Genomic DNA, 16,262 nt, shown 5'->3' with positions numbered 1-16,262 from the left:
TGAGTCTTAAAACTCACCTTGGAACCACTTCGTAATACGGTTCCACCAATTATTATCACCTTCTGCTTTCGACTTTTGTGCATTCATCGATTGCATTGTACGGCCGTATTGTAACAAACCAACAGCGGTTGCGTACGAAGGATCATCAACATAATCTGTCAAACCAACTATCCCAATTGGTTTGCCAATTCTTACAGGCATTTGGAAAATGTCTTCTGCCACTTCCATTGCGCCTGTCATTTTTGCCGTCCCGCCAGTTATGACAAGACCGGCAGCAATTTGGTCTTCTAAACCTGAGCGGCGTATTTCTTCCATTGCCAACTCAAATAATTCTCTAAATCGTGGCTCAACAACCTCAGATAAGGTATGACGCGACATAATACGTGCAGGTCGACCACCCACACTCGGCACTTCAATGGTGTCTTCATTGCTTGCCATTTGGCTGCTTGCACACGCATATTGTACTTTGAGTGATTCAGCATGCGATATAGGTGTTCTAAATATTTTTGCAATATCGCCAGTCACCTGATTGCCCGCAACCGGAATAACTGCTGAGTGACGAAGCGCACCATTAATATAAATGGTGATATCCATCGTTCCGCCACCGATATCCATAACAGCCACGCCCAGCTCTTTTTCATCATCTGTCAGAACGGAATAGCATGACGCTAATGCAGTAAATATCAGTTGATCAACTTCTAACCCACAGCGCTCAACACATTTTTCTATGTTTTTAGCCATGTCATTTGAGCAAGTAATGATGTGCGCACGCGCTTCCATACGTACCCCACTCATGCCTAATGGGTTTTTAATCCCCTCTTGCATATCAATACTGTATTCTTGCGGTAACGCATGTAGCATTTTTCGTTCCGCCGAAATAGGCACTGAACGTGCAATGTGAATCACATTCTCAATATCTTCATCAGTGACTTCAGTGTTGTTAATCGCAACCACGCCGCTTTCGTTTTGACACTGAATATGTTTACCAGAAATACCTAAATAAACAGAACTGATACGGCAATCTGCCATTAGTTCAGCTTCATCAATAGCGCGACGAATCGATTCAGAAACAAGGTTAAGGTCGTTAACGCCACCTTTGTCCATACCATGCGAAACTTGGCTGCCAACACCCACAATGCTGAGTTTATTATCTGCGGTGATTTCACCAACGGTGGCCACTACCTTTGAGGTGCCAACGTCTAATCCAATCACTAGGTTTCTTTCTGCTGACTTAGTCATGCCTTACTCTTATTTTCTAATTGTTCCTCTTGCAATGGCTTCCAGCTCACTGCAAGACCGGTATCGTACCGTAAATCAACAACATCAATTTGTGCATCTACACGTTGTTCCATGCGCGGATACACATCTATAAAACGTTGTACACGCTTTGCTTTTTCTTTACGCCCCAAATTGAGGCGAATGCCATTATCAAGCCACAGCTGCCATGAAAAACGCTCTGAAAGCGCGAGGCTTGTTAGCTCTAAATTATTCACTTTTAGCATCGCTTTAAATTGACCAAATGCCGTCCATGCTTCTACCTCACTCCCTTCAGGGCCATAGAGCTTAGGTAATGTGTTTGGTAATTTATCACTGCTTGCTTGAAACACTTCACCAGACTGATTTAACAATAAATCATCATTCCAATGTGCAACCGCTTCATGCTCAACCACATACACTTGAATAGTATCAGGCCACTGCTTTCTGACCGATGCCGTCGCCACCCAAGGCAAACTTTGTACTAAGCGTTGCACATGTTTAACATCCAATTCAAAAAAACTCGATAAGTCGGCTTTTTTTATTGCGCTAATAATAGCCTTTTCATCTGTATACTTAGGCTCACCTTGTACAGCTAAGTGCTTTATTTGCGCATCTTTATTTTCAACCAACCAATCTGACACACCGGTAGTGATTTTAATCAAACTAAAAATCACGATAAGAAAAAAGCTCACGCCAAAGATCAACGACCAATTGAGCCGCTGCTTTAACTGTTGTGCTTTTTCTAAAAAGTGATGCATATTAAAGGGTTTGCTCCAAAATGCGAACAACTAATTGCTCAAAACTCGCTCCGTTGGCTTTTGCTGCCATTGGTACCAATGATTTTTCAGTCATGCCAGGAACTGTATTGACTTCAAGTAAGTAAAAATTACCTTGCTCATCGCGCATCGCATCGACACGTCCCCAACCACTGGCTCCGACTAAATCAAATGCTTTTAATGCCATATCTTGCAACAGTTCAGTTTCTTGCACAGATATATCCGCAGGGCAATGGTACTGAGTTGTACTTGACTGATACTTAGCTTGATAGTCATAAAATCCATTTGGCGTGGTCATCTCAATGACCGGCTGAACATCGTGTCCAAGCACAGCAACGGTAAACTCACGCCCCGTGATCCACTGCTCAACAAGCACCTGGCTATCAAACTTAAATGCAGCGTTGAGCGCAGTATCTAGTTGCTCTGCGCTGTTTGCTTCTGCCATACCAATACTTGAGCCTTCATGTGACGGCTTAACCATCACTTTGCCAAACTGATTAATAATTGCTTGGCTATCAAACTCATAACGGCTATTAACAACAGCATAAGGAGCGGTACTTAGGCCCATTGCTTTAAATAAGTGTTTACAGCGTACTTTATCCATCGCCAGTGCTGAGCCTAAAACATCACTACCGGTATAAGGAATCCCCATAAATTCAAGTGCACCTTGAATCGTACCGTCTTCACCACCACGACCATGTAGAGCAATGAACACACGTTCAACATTTAACTCTTTTAATTGCCACAGCGGCTGGTCTTTTGGATCAAAAGCAATGACATCAACGCCGACATTTTGCAAAGCGTTCAACACAGCTTGGCCTGATTTTAGAGAAACTTCTCGCTCAGCAGACGTGCCGCCAAAAAGTACTGCTACTTTGCCAAATTTGTCGCTTAACTGGCTCATACATTTACCTGCTTCAGTTGTTCAATAGATAAGTTAGTAGCCGCGAGCGTCTTAACTAACTGACCAATATTACCAGCACCTTGAGTTAATACTAAGTCGTTATCTTGCAGAAGGTTAGCAAGAACGCCTGCAAGCTCAGAGCTATTAGCAACATGAATAGGCTCTTTGCCTCGTTGACGCAAACTACGACATAAACTCTTACTATCTGCTCCGACTATTGGCTCTTCACCTGCTGAATACACATCAAGTAATAAAAGTTGATCGACATCTGCCAATACCTTCACGAAATCTTCATACAAGTCACGTGTACGGCTATAACGGTGAGGCTGATAAACCATCACTAAACGCTTATCAGGCCAACCTTCGCGCACTGCCGCAATGGTTGCTGCAACTTCTGATGGATGATGACCATAGTCGTCCACCAACATGACATTACCACGTTCATTATCAAAAGTGCCGTAATGCTGAAAACGACGACCCACTCCTTCAAACTGCGCAAGCGCCTCTAAAATCGCTTGGTTAGCAATATGCTGATCTTTGGCAACAGCAATAGCCGCTGTTGCATTTAAAGCGTTGTGCTTACCAGGCATATTTAAAGTTACAGGTAAGCTTTCACCTTGTTTATTCACAACATCGAACGAGCATGTGTTAGCTGTTTGACTGAAGTTAAGCATTCTATAATCTGCATCCGTTGACTCACCATAGGTGATCACTGGGCGGCCAAAACGTGGAATAAGCTCAGCAGCAACGTCTGAATCGATACACACAACAGCGAGACCGTAAAATGGCAGGTTGTGGATGAAATCGACATAGGTATCTTTCATCTTCTCTAAACTGCCACCATAGGTATCCATATGATCTTCTTCAACATTCGTGATCACCGATACCATAGGTTGTAAATGCAAAAATGATGCATCACTTTCATCGGCTTCTGCAATCAAGAAATCACTCTTACCGACTTTGGCATTACTACCTGCGCTATTTAAGAGACCACCAATTATAAAGGTTGGATCAAGACCTGCTTGCGCATAAATGCTCGCGATTAAGCTGGTTGTAGTTGTTTTACCGTGCGTTCCTGCCACAGCAATACCGTGGCGAAAACGCATTAGTTCAGCGAGCATTTCTGCACGGCGAACAATAGGAATACGCGCTGCTCTGGCCGCTTTAATTTCGGGATTTTGCTCATTGATGGCACTTGATACCACCACAACGCTGGCATCTTTTACATTGTTTTCATCATGGCCAATAAACACTTCTGCGCCAACATGAATTAGGCGCTCAGTCATTGCACTGTGCGCAATATCAGAGCCGGTAATACGGTAACCTTCAAAAGCAAGTACTTCGGCAATACCACCCATCCCTGCACCACCAATTCCGACAAAGTGGATGGTGTCGATACGACGCATCGCAGGGCGCGTGTTGTTTTCTTTTATCATGCTTTCTTTCACTACGAATCTCTTCTATCTACTAGCTGCTCACAGCGGTTTGCAACCTTGGCTGTGGCATCTAAAATAGCAAGCTGTTTTGCTTTGCTTGCCATTATGGAAATTTTTTCTGGTGCAATTAAGTACGGTGTCAACAAATCCACCACCGCCTCTTTAGAAAACGCGTTTTGCAGCATCATCAGTGCAGCACCTGAATTAACTAAATAAGCAGCATTAGCAGTTTGATGGTCATCCACTGCATGTGGGAACGGCACAAATAATGCCATTCGACCTGCTGCGGCAATCTCACTAACCGTTAATGCACCAGCACGGCAAATTACCAAATCAGCCCATTGATACGCACTATCCATATCATCAATAAACTCAGCCACTTTCGTATTTTCAGCAAGACCTAGTTGTTGATAGTCTGCCGTGACTTTTTGTTCATTATTTTTTCCGGTTTGGTGCCATATATTAAGCGTTGTTTGCGCTGAAAGTGCACTGAATACAGCAGGTAAAGTGTGATTAAGCACCTGCGCTCCCAACGATCCCCCCACGACTAATATATTAATGGGTGTGCTTGTTTGTTTTGCACTAACTTGAGCAACACTTGCCCTCACTGGATTACCGACTACCTCGCACTGCCCCTTAGCAAATGCTGAAGGAAAAGCCGCCAATACTTTACTGGCAAACTTGGCTAGCCAACGGTTACTCATACCAGCGACTGCATTTTGCTCATGAATCACTAACGGGATACCTAAACTTTTTGCTGCAATCCCTGTTGGTCCTGTCACATAACCACCCATGGCAAGTACCACATCAGGGCGTTGTGCTTTTAAAATTTTACGTGCTTGAAAAATCGCATTCATCACCATAAATGGTGCTTTAATTAACCGTTTAATGCCATTACCTCGCACCCCTTTGACATCGATAAAATCAATTTCAATGTTGTGCTTAGGAACCACAGTTGCTTCCATTCGATCAGGTGTACCAATCCAGCTAACCTGCCAGCCTTGCTGTTTGAGAAAGTCAGCCACTGCAATGCCCGGAAAAATATGTCCACCAGTACCACCGGCAACAACAAGTAATTTTTTACTCATCGCTTACCTCCTGAAGTCGCTTGCTTGGTGGCCATTTTAGTTTCAAAGTCAATACGTAAAAGTACACCTGTAGCTATCGTCATCACCAATAAACTCGAACCACCATAAGAAATAAATGGCAGTGTTAAGCCTTTGGTTGGTAAAATACCAGCACTTGCACCGACATTTACCATGGTTTGAAAAGCAAACCAAATACCTATCGCAAACGCAAAATAGCCTTCATACTCTTTTCCGCATTTAAGTGCCTTTTGACCAATTAATAATGCCCTGAATACCAAAACAGCCAACACACATAAAATACTCATAACCCCAAAAAAGCCGAGTTCTTCGCCAATTACAGCAAAGATAAAGTCATTATGCGCTTCTGGTAGATACTGCAATTTTTGTACGCTGTTACCTAAACCTTGCCCAAACCAGCCCCCTTGGCTATATGCCATTAGTGACTGCACGAGTTGATACCCCTTACCAAACGGGTCTTCCCACGGCTCTAAAAAGCCTACAACACGTGCCATACGGTAAGGTTCAGCAATAATCAACCCAACAACGGCAGCAACGCCAGTTAAAATCAAGACAAAAAACTGCCATAGCTTCGCACCGGCTAAAAATAATAAGCCCACCGTCGTAACAAATAGTACTACTACGGTACCCAAGTCAGGTTGTAATAAAATTAATAAAGCATATGCACCGAATACCACCATAGGCTTTGCAAAGCCTTTTAAGTTTTCTTGCACTTCTTCTCGCTTACGAACCAAGTAGCCAGCGATGTAACTAAAAAAGTATAATTTAGCGGCTTCTGCAACCTGAAAACCCACAGGCCCAATCGGGATCCAGCGTTTTGCTCCATTCACTTCGCGACCTACAACAAGGACTAATAAAAGCAAAGCAAGACCAAGCAATAACAAATAGGGATTACTTCGTTTCCACCAATCCATAGGTACATTGGTTGTGATCCAAAATAAGATAAACCCCATAACAAGGAACATCGCATGGCGAATAATAATATGGTAAGGGTCGTCAAATAACCTTTCAGCGGTAGGCATAGAAGCACTGGTTACCATGACAAAACCAACACCAATCAGCATTATCATGCAATACAATAAGGGGACGTCATAAAGCTGTGCGGACTGCTTAGGCGTTAATGCGTCACGGATATCTGCAAATGCAATCATACTGCCTCCGCCAATACGCATTGCGTAAAGTCATCACCACGTTGCATGTAGTTGTTATACATATCAATACTGGCACAAGCTGGCGCTAAAAGTACGATATCACCATTAACACTGAGGTTTTTCGCTAGCTGCACAGCCTCATGCATGCTCGTGGTTAAGTGACCTTTTTCACTAAGTGCCACGAGGGCTTTGGCGTCTTTACCAAAACATACCAAGGCTTTGACTTTGCTGCTTAAATACGGTTTTAGAGCATCTAAATCAGCCCCTTTCGCATCACCACCTGCAATAACAACTAACTGCTTTGCTTGATCGGCTAGGCTTTCAATGGCTGCGATGGTTGCGCCGACATTGGTCGCCTTTGAGTCATTAAAATACTTTACACCCTTAATTTCAGCAACAAACTGACAACGGTGCGCAAGTCCTGTAAATGCGCCGAATGCTTGTTCATAATGCGCCGCTGTTATGTCAAAAGGACTGAGCAATGCCATTACAGCTAAGGCATTTTGTTGATTATGCGAGCCCACCACTTTCAAGCTGCTTGCGGGTAACACGGGTTTCCCATGAGCTGCAAAATATTGCTCACCTTGATGCTCGATCAGTGCATAGTCAGCATGCGCAAGGGCAAAGCTTACTTGTGGTTGTTTTGCTGTGTGCGTTGCCACATCAATAGCATTGACGACAGCAAGCTCTGATCCGTTATAAATACTTTGTTTTGAATCTATATAAGCTTGATAGCTTGAATAACGATCTAAATGATCTTCGCTCACATTAAGTACGCAAGCGCTCTTGGCTTTTAAGCTGTGCGTGGTGTCAAGCTGAAAGCTCGACAGCTCAAGTACATACACATCGCAGTCTTGCGACAGTAAATCAAGCACCGCAGTGCCAATGTTACCGCCAAGGCCTACTTTATAACCCGCCGCTTTAAGCACTTCAAACGCCAATGTAACAACGGTCGACTTACCATTTGAACCCGTCACTGCCACAATGGGTTTATTTGTTAGGCGCGCGAACAACTCAACATCACCAATCACTTCAACACCAGCATCAATTGCGTTTGCGACAGCCGGTGTCGCTAAGCTTAAACCAGGACTGATGATAATAATGTCATTGCTGCTCAGCTGTGCATTATCTAAATCACCAAAGTGAGTCGTTAAATCACGAGCATGCTCGCTTAACCAATCTGCACCTGGTGGCTGTTGACGACTATCAACTACCCTAGGGCTGATGTTCTGAGATAATAAAAAACGCACAATGCCCAGACCGGTTACACCGAGTCCGAGCACTGTAATTTTTTTATTTTTTATCTCGTTAATAACTGTCATTTACCTGATCTTCAATGTAGCAAGGCCAGCAAGAACTAGCACGATTGAAATAATCCAAAAGCGCACAATTACACGTGGCTCAGGCCAACCTTTCAACTCATAGTGATGATGAATGGGTGCCATTCTAAAAATACGTTGGCCGCGTAATTTGTAAGAGCCTACCTGTAAAATCACCGATAAGGCTTCCATTACAAATACACCACCCATAATAATTAAAATAAGTTCTTGTCGAACGAGTACCGCAATAATGCCAAGTGCTCCGCCCAGCGCTAATGAGCCGACATCGCCCATAAAGACTTGTGCTGGGTAAGTGTTAAACCATAAAAAGCCAAGGCCTGCACCAACAATCGCGGTACATACCACAACCAGCTCACTTGCCAGTGGTAAATGCGGAATATGTAAGTAGCTTGAGAAATTCACATTACCGGTAAGGTAAGCAATAATAGCAAGGGCCGAAGCCACTAAAATAGTAGGTACAATCGCTAAACCATCTAGGCCGTCTGTCAGGTTTACTGCATTCGATGTGCCGACGATTACAAAGTAAGTCATGACGATATAAAACAAACCAAGTTGCGGCAGTACATCTTTAAAAAATGGCACAACCAAAGACGTTTCACTTGCTTGCTGGGATGTAACGTACAATGCACTTGCTACGACTAAAGCAATGACTGACTGCCAAAAATACTTCCATTTAGCAATCAGCCCTTTTGGATCCTTACGAATAACCTTGCGGTAATCATCAATAAAGCCAACGATACCCAATGATCCCACAACAAATAAGGTTGCCCAAACATACTTATTAGATAAGTCAGCCCACAACAGTGTGCTGGTAAAAATCGCACCTAAAATCAAAATGCCACCCATGGTTGGCGTGCCTTTTTTCGACAGGTGAGACTCTGGTCCATCATGACGAACAACTTGACCAATTTGCATCTTTTGCAAGCCACGGATTAATATTGGACCAAAATAAAGTGATATCAGTAATGCTGTTAAAATACCTAAAATCGCGCGCAGCGTTAGGTACGAAAATACATTAAAACCACTGTAATATTGTGTTAAATACTCTGCCAGCCAAACTAACATGACGATACTCCATTGTTGCCATTTTGCTGGCTATTAACTAAATCTGCGACGACTAGTTCCATACGAGAACTACGTGACCCTTTTACAACTATCGTGGTTTTTTGCTGAGACTGAGCAAGCACACTCTGCAATTGTTGTAGTAATTGTTCGCGGCTTGAGAAGTGGCGGTTTGGCTTTTCAAATACATCACTGGCTGACTTGCTCAATACGCCTAAGCTATATAGCTCATCAATGCCTTTTTGCTGTGCGTACTCGCCGACTTGTTGATGATAAAAACGCGCTTCTTCGCCAAGCTCGCCCATATCACCTAGTGCAAAAATGCGACGACCTGGCATATCACTTAATAAATCAATCGCCGCCTTTACAGACTGTACATTGGCATTATAAGTGTCATCAATCACAGTCAGGGTGTCAGAGACTTTAAGCACATTCACACGACCTTTAACTTCACCCATGGTTGCCAGTGCCGATGCAATGCTTTCAAGGCTTACGCCAAGCTCAGTCGTTAAGGCTGTGGCAATCAGTGCGTTAGCAATATTGTGCTTACCAGGTAGAGCAAGGGTGACAGGTACTTTTTTATCTTGATTACACAGCATAAAAGATGCGCGAGCCTGTTCATCAAGCACCACATCTTCTGCCCAATAATCTAATTGCTTGCTGGTAGAAAAACGTTTTACGTTGCGAGCATTTAGTTTGGCGAGCCAAAAATCAGCAAAATCGCTGTCACAGTTAACCACGGCTACACCATCTGGCTTTAAGCCATCATAGATTTCGCCCTTTGCTGTTGCTACACCTTGTAATGAGCCAAAACCTTCTAAGTGAGAAGCTGCTACATTACACACCACGGCGACATCGGGTTTAGTCATTGCAACGGTGTAAGCAATCTCACCGATGTGATTCGCACCCAATTCAATCACCGCATATTCATGCTGTGGTTCAAGGCGTAATAAAGTCAGTGGCACACCAATGTCATTATTAAAGTTGCCTTTCGTCGAAAGCACTTCGCCGTGCCCTGACAAAATTGCCGCACACATTTCTTTTACGGTTGTCTTACCAACACTGCCTGTAATCGCAATAGTTTTAGGTGCAACTTGTGCCATAACGGCTGAGCCAATTTCACCTAGCGCAATGCGTGTATCAGTGACCACAAACTGCACAATATCGACATTAACAGGATGTGCCACTACTACTGCAATCGCCCCTTTTTCTTTGGCTTGTGCTATAAATTTGTGGCCATCAAAATTTGGGCCTTGAAGCGCCAAAAACACGTCTCCCTCACAGAGTGTGCGCGTATCTGTATTTATATTTTTAACTTGTTGATTACCACCTTGGTAATCGGTTGCTAGAACCTTTGCTAGCCAATCAAAATCCATAGGGATCATAACTGCGCCCCTTGCGATTTTTCTTTTAATTGTTGTTGTACATATTGACGATCACAAAAATCGATACGTTGCTCGCCAATAATTTGATAATCTTCGTGGCCTTTACCTGCAATAAGAATGACATCATCAGCACTTGCTTGTTCTATTGCGTAGCTGATTGCACGCGCGCGATCTGCTTCACTATGCGCTTGCTCTGGGTGTTCAAGCCCAGCAATCACATCAGCAATAATCGCATCAGGATCTTCACTGCGTGGATTATCGCTGGTGACAATAATACGGTCTGCATTCCCTTCTGCAGCTTTTGCCATCATTGGGCGTTTGCCTTTATCGCGGTCACCGCCGCAGCCAAAAACACAACTCACGCCACCCGGAACATGTTTTTGCAATGCTTGTAATGCAAGTGCCAGCGCATCAGGAGTGTGAGCGTAATCTACAATACAGGTTGGTTGACCTGGCGCACTAAATGCCTGCATACGCCCTGCAATAGGCTGCAAAGTACTACACGCATCAGCTAATAATTTAAGTGGATACCCTAAGCCAAGAAGCGTTGCGAGTGCAGCAGCCAAGTTATAAAGATTGAATTCACCAAATAAAGCGCATGTAATATGTACATCGCCCCAACTGGTTTCGAACTTAGCGGAAATACCTGTGTTGTCATAGGTTACGTCACTGAAATAGACAAAACGTGCATTTTCAGGTGTTAAGTTTTTATGTCCATAACAAACAAGGTTATTAAAGTCGTATTTTTCTAACCACAATTCAACTTGCGCATCATCTTGATTAAGAACGACAAGTTCAGGATTATGGTCACGCATTAACATCAATTTAGCGTCACCATACGCTTCCATTGAGCCATGATAATCTAAATGATCCCGTGAAAGATTAGTAAATACTGCCGCCTTAAACTGGCAATGATCAACACGTTGTTGCACTAAGCCATGGGATGAAACTTCCATTGCCACAATGTCAGTGTGCTGTTGTTTTAATTCAGCTAAAATACGCTGTAAGTCAACACTTGAAGGCGTAGTATTCATCAGCGGCGTTAAATTATCAGGATGACCATAACCTAAGGTGCCTATAACCGCAGCTGACTTGTAACACTGCTGGGCTAAATGCGCAATCATAGCTGTGGTTGTTGACTTACCATTGGTACCCGTAACCCCCACTAATTCGAGCTGTTTAGAAGGCTGACCATAAAAAGCAGCGGCCAAAGCAGGCAATTTTTTAGCTAAATCAGTAATTAAAAAAAGTACTTCAAAATGGCTCTCAAACTGACATAAACGGTCAGCAATGATTGCCACAGCACCGTTTTCAATGGCTTTATCTATAAACTGGCCACCATCAAGTTGGTGTCCTTTAATTGCGACAAATACATCGCCAGGTTTTACGTCTCGGCTATCGAGACGAAGTTGGTTAACCAATAAGCTATTAGCTTCAACATCAATATGATTAAGAATCGGTTTTAAATCACGCATCGTTATCTTTGCCTTCTACGTACGCAACCGCATCTTTGTCCGGTGCGACGTTTAAAATTCTTAAGGCATTGGAGACAATCTCTGCAAACGCAGGGCCTGCCGTCGCACCGCCATAATACACATCTCCACCGGGTTCATTAATCATTACTACAACAGCTAAACGAGGGTTACTAGCCGGCGCGACACCTGCAAAGTAACCGACATATTCGTCACCATAGCCACCCACAGCAGCTTTTTTAGAGGTGCCGGTTTTACCCGCTGCACGATAGCCATCAACTTTAACGCTTCTAGCCGTACCATCTTTTTCAAATACGCTCTCCATCATGTGAACTACGGCCTCAACGTCTTTTTGTTGAAAAACACGCTCACCCTCAGGGATTGAATCTTGCTTTAAAACTGTTAGCGGACGCATTACACCACCCGAGCCAAGCATGGCGTAGAAACGGGCCATTTGTGCTGTGCTAACCGCTAGGTTATAGCCAAATGAAAGCGCTGCTATCTCATGATCTGACCAACGTCGATTAGGGTAAAATAAGCCACTACTTTCGCCGACCATGCCTGTTCCACTATCGCTTCCGAAACCTACTTTTTGATAAAGACCAACAAAGTAGTCTTTCGGTACGGTTTGGCTCACTTTTGTAACACCCATATTACTTGAATACTTCAAGATTTCTCTTAAAGTCATTTCACCATGGTTTCGTGTGTCTTGTACTAAGCTGCCACCTACGCGCATCCAGCCTGGGTAAGTATCAATGATGTCATCCGGTTGGATCGAGCCGTAGTCTAAACCAGCTAAAATGGCTAGCGGCTTAACAGTTGAACCTGGCTCGAATAAATCTGTAATAGCACGATTACGACGCTTATGAGGTGCTGCATCGTTAAGGTTATTGGGGTTAAACGAAGGGCTATTAACCATCGCTAACACTTCACCTGTTTTTACATCAACAACCATCGCTGATCCTGAGGTTGCTTTATATGTCAACACTGCCGACTTAACAGCCTTATAGGCGATTGCCTGAATACGTTGATCAATACTAAGTTGAATATTTTCGGGTTCAACACGCTCACGCTCATCAAGTACTTCCACTTCACGACCTTGCGCATCTTTACGGATAGTACGTTGCCCTTCGACACCTGTAAGTTGTTTTTCGTAAAGTTTTTCAATGCCTTCAATACCGTGGCCATCAATGTTAGTAAAACCAATAACATGCGCAGTCACTTCACCGGCAGGGTAATAGCGTTTTGATTCATCAAGTAAATGGATACCTGGTAAACGTAAATCACCAATATAATTTGCTACAGCGGGAGTCACTTGACGCTTTAAATAAACAAAGCGGCGTTTAGGGTTATCGCGTAGGCGTGCATTAATTTTCTTTGGCTCAATACGAAGCACATCAGCCAGCTCTCGCCAACGTAAATCGTGGTTATAGTACGTGGCAATACGTTTATTGAGCTCATTGGTGTTTTCAGCAAGGGCATTTTGGTCTTCACCATTTTTACGGGCTTGACGGAGTACTTTGCTTACTAAAGATTTATGAAGTGCTTTTGGATCTGCATAAACGCTAACAACAGGAACACTAACAGCAAGTTCTTTACCATTGCGGTCAAAAATCATACCTCGTTGTACATGTTGTTTTTCAACCCGTACTGTGCGTTTATCACTTTCTGAACGGGCTTTATCAGGCTCAATCACTTGCAAATAGGCAGCACGAGCAACTAACGTCATAAAGACGAGTAGAACAACTGAACACACGAGCGTAAAGCGCCATGTGATCAAGGTATTTGTTGGCTTTTTCCCTCTGCTTCTCATTGCAGTACTACCACCTGTTCATCTTGGCTAGTTGGCCTTTTCATTTCAAGCTGCATGGTCGCAACTTCTTCGATGCGTGCATGCTGTGAGTAAAACTCTTCCTCTACCAACAAGTAGCGCCACTCTAAATCGAGTTCATCACGCTCTTGCAATAATTTATCCTGTTCAATTAGCTGTTGACGCGCTAAGTGTGTCACTTGAACCACAGCTAAGCTCGATGCAAGGATCACAACCAACAAGGCCAAGGTCAGCTTATTCGCTCCTAGGCCTTTAAAAATTTCTTTAAATAAATTTGGTTGGCGATGCGTCGCTTTAGCTTTCATTACAATCTCTGCGCAACCCTTAGTACCGAACTACGCGAACGAGGATTCATTTCAATCTCCGTTTTGCTAGGCTTAATGGCTTTACCCACTGCCTTTAACGTCAGGTTTTTGTTTATTTGTGCGTCCGTTAAAGGCAGACCTCTGGGTATCGCCTCTCCCTTACTCTGTTTTTTAATAAACTGCTTAACAATGCGATCTTCTAACGAGTGGAACGAGATAACGACTAAACGCCCACCTGGTTTTAAAACGTCAACAGCGGCTTGCAGTGCAGTTTGAATTTCTTCAAGTTCACTGTTGATATAAATACGGATCGCTTGGAATGTGCGTGTTGCAGGGTGCTTATGTTTATCTTTTACAGGGACTGCTTCATCGACCAAATCAGCAAGCTGCTTGGTACTAGTAATCGCAGTGTGCTCACGAGTCTCAATAATTTTATGAGCAATACGGCGACCAAACTTTTCTTCGCCATAGGTTTTGATCACATGAGTGATGTCTTCAAGTTCAGCTTCAGCTAGCCATTGTGCTGCGCTGCGACCACTGGTTGGATCCATGCGCATATCAAGTGGGCCATCTTTCATAAAACTAAAGCCGCGCTCAGCATCATCTAGCTGTGGTGAAGAAACACCGATATCTAACAAAATACCATCAACCTTGCCGATTAAATTGTTATCTTCAGCAACCGTTTTTAAGTTTGAAAAACGGGTATGGGCAATTGAAAATCGCGTATCGTCGGCAAATTTTTCGGCGGCTTTAATCGCTTGCGGATCTTGATCGATTGCTTGTAAGCGACCTTGGTCACTTAGACGCGCAAGAATTTGACCTGAATGTCCGCCGCGACCAAATGTGCCATCCATGTAAATGCCTTCGGGTTTAATGTCCAAAGCATCTATGGTTTCGTCCATCAGTACAGAGACATGTTCAAATTGCGCTGTCATTAGCTATTTTTTGCCTTTTTATTATTGTGGTTAGAGTGAAAAGTTATCGAACTCAGGGTTCGCCTCAAAATCACCTAGGCGTTCAATTTCAGTATCTTGGCGCATTTGCTCATGCCAACGATCTTCATCCCAAATTTCAAACTTATTCATCAAGCCAACCAACATGATTTTTTTTCCAAGTTCTGCATGAGCCCGTAACGACGGCGCAAGCAAGATTCGGCCATTTTTATCGAGTTGATATTCTGTAGCATTACCGAGCAACATTCGTTGCATACGGCGTGCGCGTGGATTCATGTTAGAGATCTTTAATAATCGTGATTCAATTTCTAACCATTCAGCTAATGGATACAACCACAAACAAGGCTCGTTTAAAGCAACAGTGCAAATAACCGTGCCCTGATCTTCAGACAAGATCGCATCTCGGTACTTGGTTGGTACCGCAAAGCGTCCTTTATCATCCAAACTCAGAGAGCTCGCACCCCGAAACATAGCTTGCCTTAAAATTAGGTTGTTAATCGCTGACGATTATTTCCGATCCAATTTGATCCACTAAAAACCACTTTTTACCACAGTGCTCCAGTTTAGGGCTTGACAAGCCATTTTGTCAAGTAAGCTGATCATCATACTCGCCTTCTAAAGCCAGAAAAAATAAGGCCTCAAGCAAAGCTACTGAATTAAGTGGGAAAAAGTGGCAAACAAAGAAAAAATTTTTTTTACCTGTTTTATTGGCATGCTATTGGGCAAAAATGATGAATGAATGAGCAATGAATAGTTACACTATTTCTACCGCACTGTAATTTTTACTCAGTTACCCTGCAAGAGTTACGAGAAAACAGTGCTAAAACAAAAACCATTCAATTCGAAAAACCATAAACCATTAAAAATTAAGGATATTTATATTTGGTATGAAGGTTGCGACATGTTGTTTACCAACTAATGGCAATATTTAAGGAATGATTATGACTACCGCAACGACAAAATCGAACTCAACTGCAACAAGCAACAGCAATGTAGATCCAAAAGCGGCTCAAGTTGAAGCGCCATTCACAGATAAAGCAACTGAAGCAGCACATCACGCTGTGGATGCTTTATCGACTCGTGCAGCCAGTGCCGAGCACAGTGTTCGCCAAGGTGCGTCAAGCTCTGCTAAAACGCTTTCTGAAAAGCAAGCTATAGCGCGTGCTAAATTTAATGAATACAGCGGCAAAACACGTCAGCTTGCCTCAGAAAACCCACTTGCAACAGCAGGTATTGCGTTTGCAGCGGGTATGCTAGTAACTGCACTTATTCGCCGTAAGTAAT

Annotated in this window: 15 protein-coding genes; 1 reads left to right on the top strand and 14 read right to left on the bottom strand. The window is 43.3% G+C overall.

Annotated elements, in window-relative coordinates; genetic code table 11:
• Positions 1-6: 6 nt before the first annotated feature.
• The 14 genes from ftsA to mraZ are packed head-to-tail and all read right to left on the bottom strand — an operon-like array spanning position 7 to position 15,449.
• Positions 7-1,239: a cell division protein FtsA gene (gene ftsA / locus PAARA_RS08550; protein WP_062568622.1), complete on the bottom strand. Its 1,233-nt coding sequence runs from the start codon at positions 1,237-1,239 to the stop codon at positions 7-9.
• Positions 1,236-2,015 carry a cell division protein FtsQ/DivIB gene (locus PAARA_RS08545; RefSeq protein WP_062568621.1) on the bottom strand — a complete coding sequence of 260 codons (780 nt, stop codon included), beginning with the start codon at positions 2,013-2,015 and terminating at the stop codon, positions 1,236-1,238. Before PAARA_RS08545 ends, ftsA begins: the two co-directional genes overlap by 4 nt.
• 1 nt (position 2,016) lies before the next feature.
• The gene (locus tag PAARA_RS08540) at positions 2,017-2,937 is read right to left on the bottom strand and encodes a D-alanine--D-alanine ligase (protein WP_062568620.1); all 921 of its coding nucleotides are present in this window, start codon (positions 2,935-2,937) and stop codon (positions 2,017-2,019) included.
• The gene (gene murC, locus PAARA_RS08535) at positions 2,934-4,373 is read right to left on the bottom strand and encodes a UDP-N-acetylmuramate--L-alanine ligase (RefSeq protein ID WP_405128735.1); all 1,440 of its coding nucleotides are present in this window, start codon (positions 4,371-4,373) and stop codon (positions 2,934-2,936) included. Before murC ends, PAARA_RS08540 begins: the two co-directional genes overlap by 4 nt.
• 11 nt (positions 4,374-4,384) lie before the next feature.
• Positions 4,385-5,461, bottom strand: coding sequence for an undecaprenyldiphospho-muramoylpentapeptide beta-N-acetylglucosaminyltransferase (gene murG / locus PAARA_RS08530; protein ID WP_062568618.1), 1,077 nt, complete (start codon positions 5,459-5,461; stop codon positions 4,385-4,387).
• Entirely contained in the window at positions 5,458-6,630 is a 1,173-nt protein-coding gene (ftsW, locus tag PAARA_RS08525; RefSeq protein ID WP_062568617.1) for a cell division protein FtsW, read from the bottom strand. The genes murG and ftsW overlap by 4 nt, the downstream gene beginning before the upstream one ends.
• Positions 6,627-7,952: a UDP-N-acetylmuramoyl-L-alanine--D-glutamate ligase gene (gene murD, locus PAARA_RS08520; RefSeq protein WP_062568616.1), complete on the bottom strand. Its 1,326-nt coding sequence runs from the start codon at positions 7,950-7,952 to the stop codon at positions 6,627-6,629. The genes ftsW and murD overlap by 4 nt, the downstream gene beginning before the upstream one ends.
• Positions 7,953-9,035, bottom strand: a complete 1,083-nt coding sequence (gene mraY / locus PAARA_RS08515) for a phospho-N-acetylmuramoyl-pentapeptide-transferase (protein ID WP_062568615.1) — start codon at positions 9,033-9,035, stop codon at positions 7,953-7,955.
• The gene (locus PAARA_RS08510) at positions 9,029-10,417 is read right to left on the bottom strand and encodes a UDP-N-acetylmuramoyl-tripeptide--D-alanyl-D-alanine ligase (protein WP_062568614.1); all 1,389 of its coding nucleotides are present in this window, start codon (positions 10,415-10,417) and stop codon (positions 9,029-9,031) included. Before PAARA_RS08510 ends, mraY begins: the two co-directional genes overlap by 7 nt.
• Positions 10,414-11,892: a UDP-N-acetylmuramoyl-L-alanyl-D-glutamate--2,6-diaminopimelate ligase gene (murE, locus tag PAARA_RS08505; RefSeq protein WP_062568613.1), complete on the bottom strand. Its 1,479-nt coding sequence runs from the start codon at positions 11,890-11,892 to the stop codon at positions 10,414-10,416. Before murE ends, PAARA_RS08510 begins: the two co-directional genes overlap by 4 nt.
• Positions 11,885-13,702, bottom strand: a complete 1,818-nt coding sequence (locus tag PAARA_RS08500) for a penicillin-binding transpeptidase domain-containing protein (RefSeq protein WP_062568612.1) — start codon at positions 13,700-13,702, stop codon at positions 11,885-11,887. The genes murE and PAARA_RS08500 overlap by 8 nt, the downstream gene beginning before the upstream one ends.
• On the bottom strand, positions 13,699-14,025 hold the full coding sequence (gene ftsL / locus PAARA_RS08495) for a cell division protein FtsL (protein ID WP_062568611.1): 327 nt from the start codon (positions 14,023-14,025) through the stop codon (positions 13,699-13,701). The genes PAARA_RS08500 and ftsL overlap by 4 nt, the downstream gene beginning before the upstream one ends.
• Positions 14,025-14,960 (bottom strand): 16S rRNA (cytosine(1402)-N(4))-methyltransferase RsmH, encoded by a 936-nt coding sequence (gene rsmH / locus PAARA_RS08490; RefSeq protein WP_062568610.1) that lies wholly within the window; start codon positions 14,958-14,960, stop codon positions 14,025-14,027. Before rsmH ends, ftsL begins: the two co-directional genes overlap by 1 nt.
• Positions 14,961-14,990: 30 nt before the next feature.
• Positions 14,991-15,449, bottom strand: coding sequence for a division/cell wall cluster transcriptional repressor MraZ (gene mraZ / locus PAARA_RS08485; protein WP_036971213.1), 459 nt, complete (start codon positions 15,447-15,449; stop codon positions 14,991-14,993).
• Positions 15,450-15,919: 470 nt separating this feature from the next.
• On the opposite strand from mraZ, the gene PAARA_RS08480 reads away from it, so the two are divergent.
• Positions 15,920-16,261 carry a hypothetical protein gene (locus PAARA_RS08480; protein WP_062568609.1) on the top strand — a complete coding sequence of 114 codons (342 nt, stop codon included), beginning with the start codon at positions 15,920-15,922 and terminating at the stop codon, positions 16,259-16,261.
• Position 16,262 lies beyond the last annotated feature (1 nt).

This window comes from Pseudoalteromonas arabiensis (assembly GCF_001550155.1).
Taxonomy (GTDB): Bacteria; Pseudomonadota; Gammaproteobacteria; order Enterobacterales; family Alteromonadaceae; genus Pseudoalteromonas; species Pseudoalteromonas arabiensis.
The sequence above is the reverse complement of the archived record's forward strand: the minus strand, read 5'-3'. Positions and strand labels throughout refer to the sequence as shown.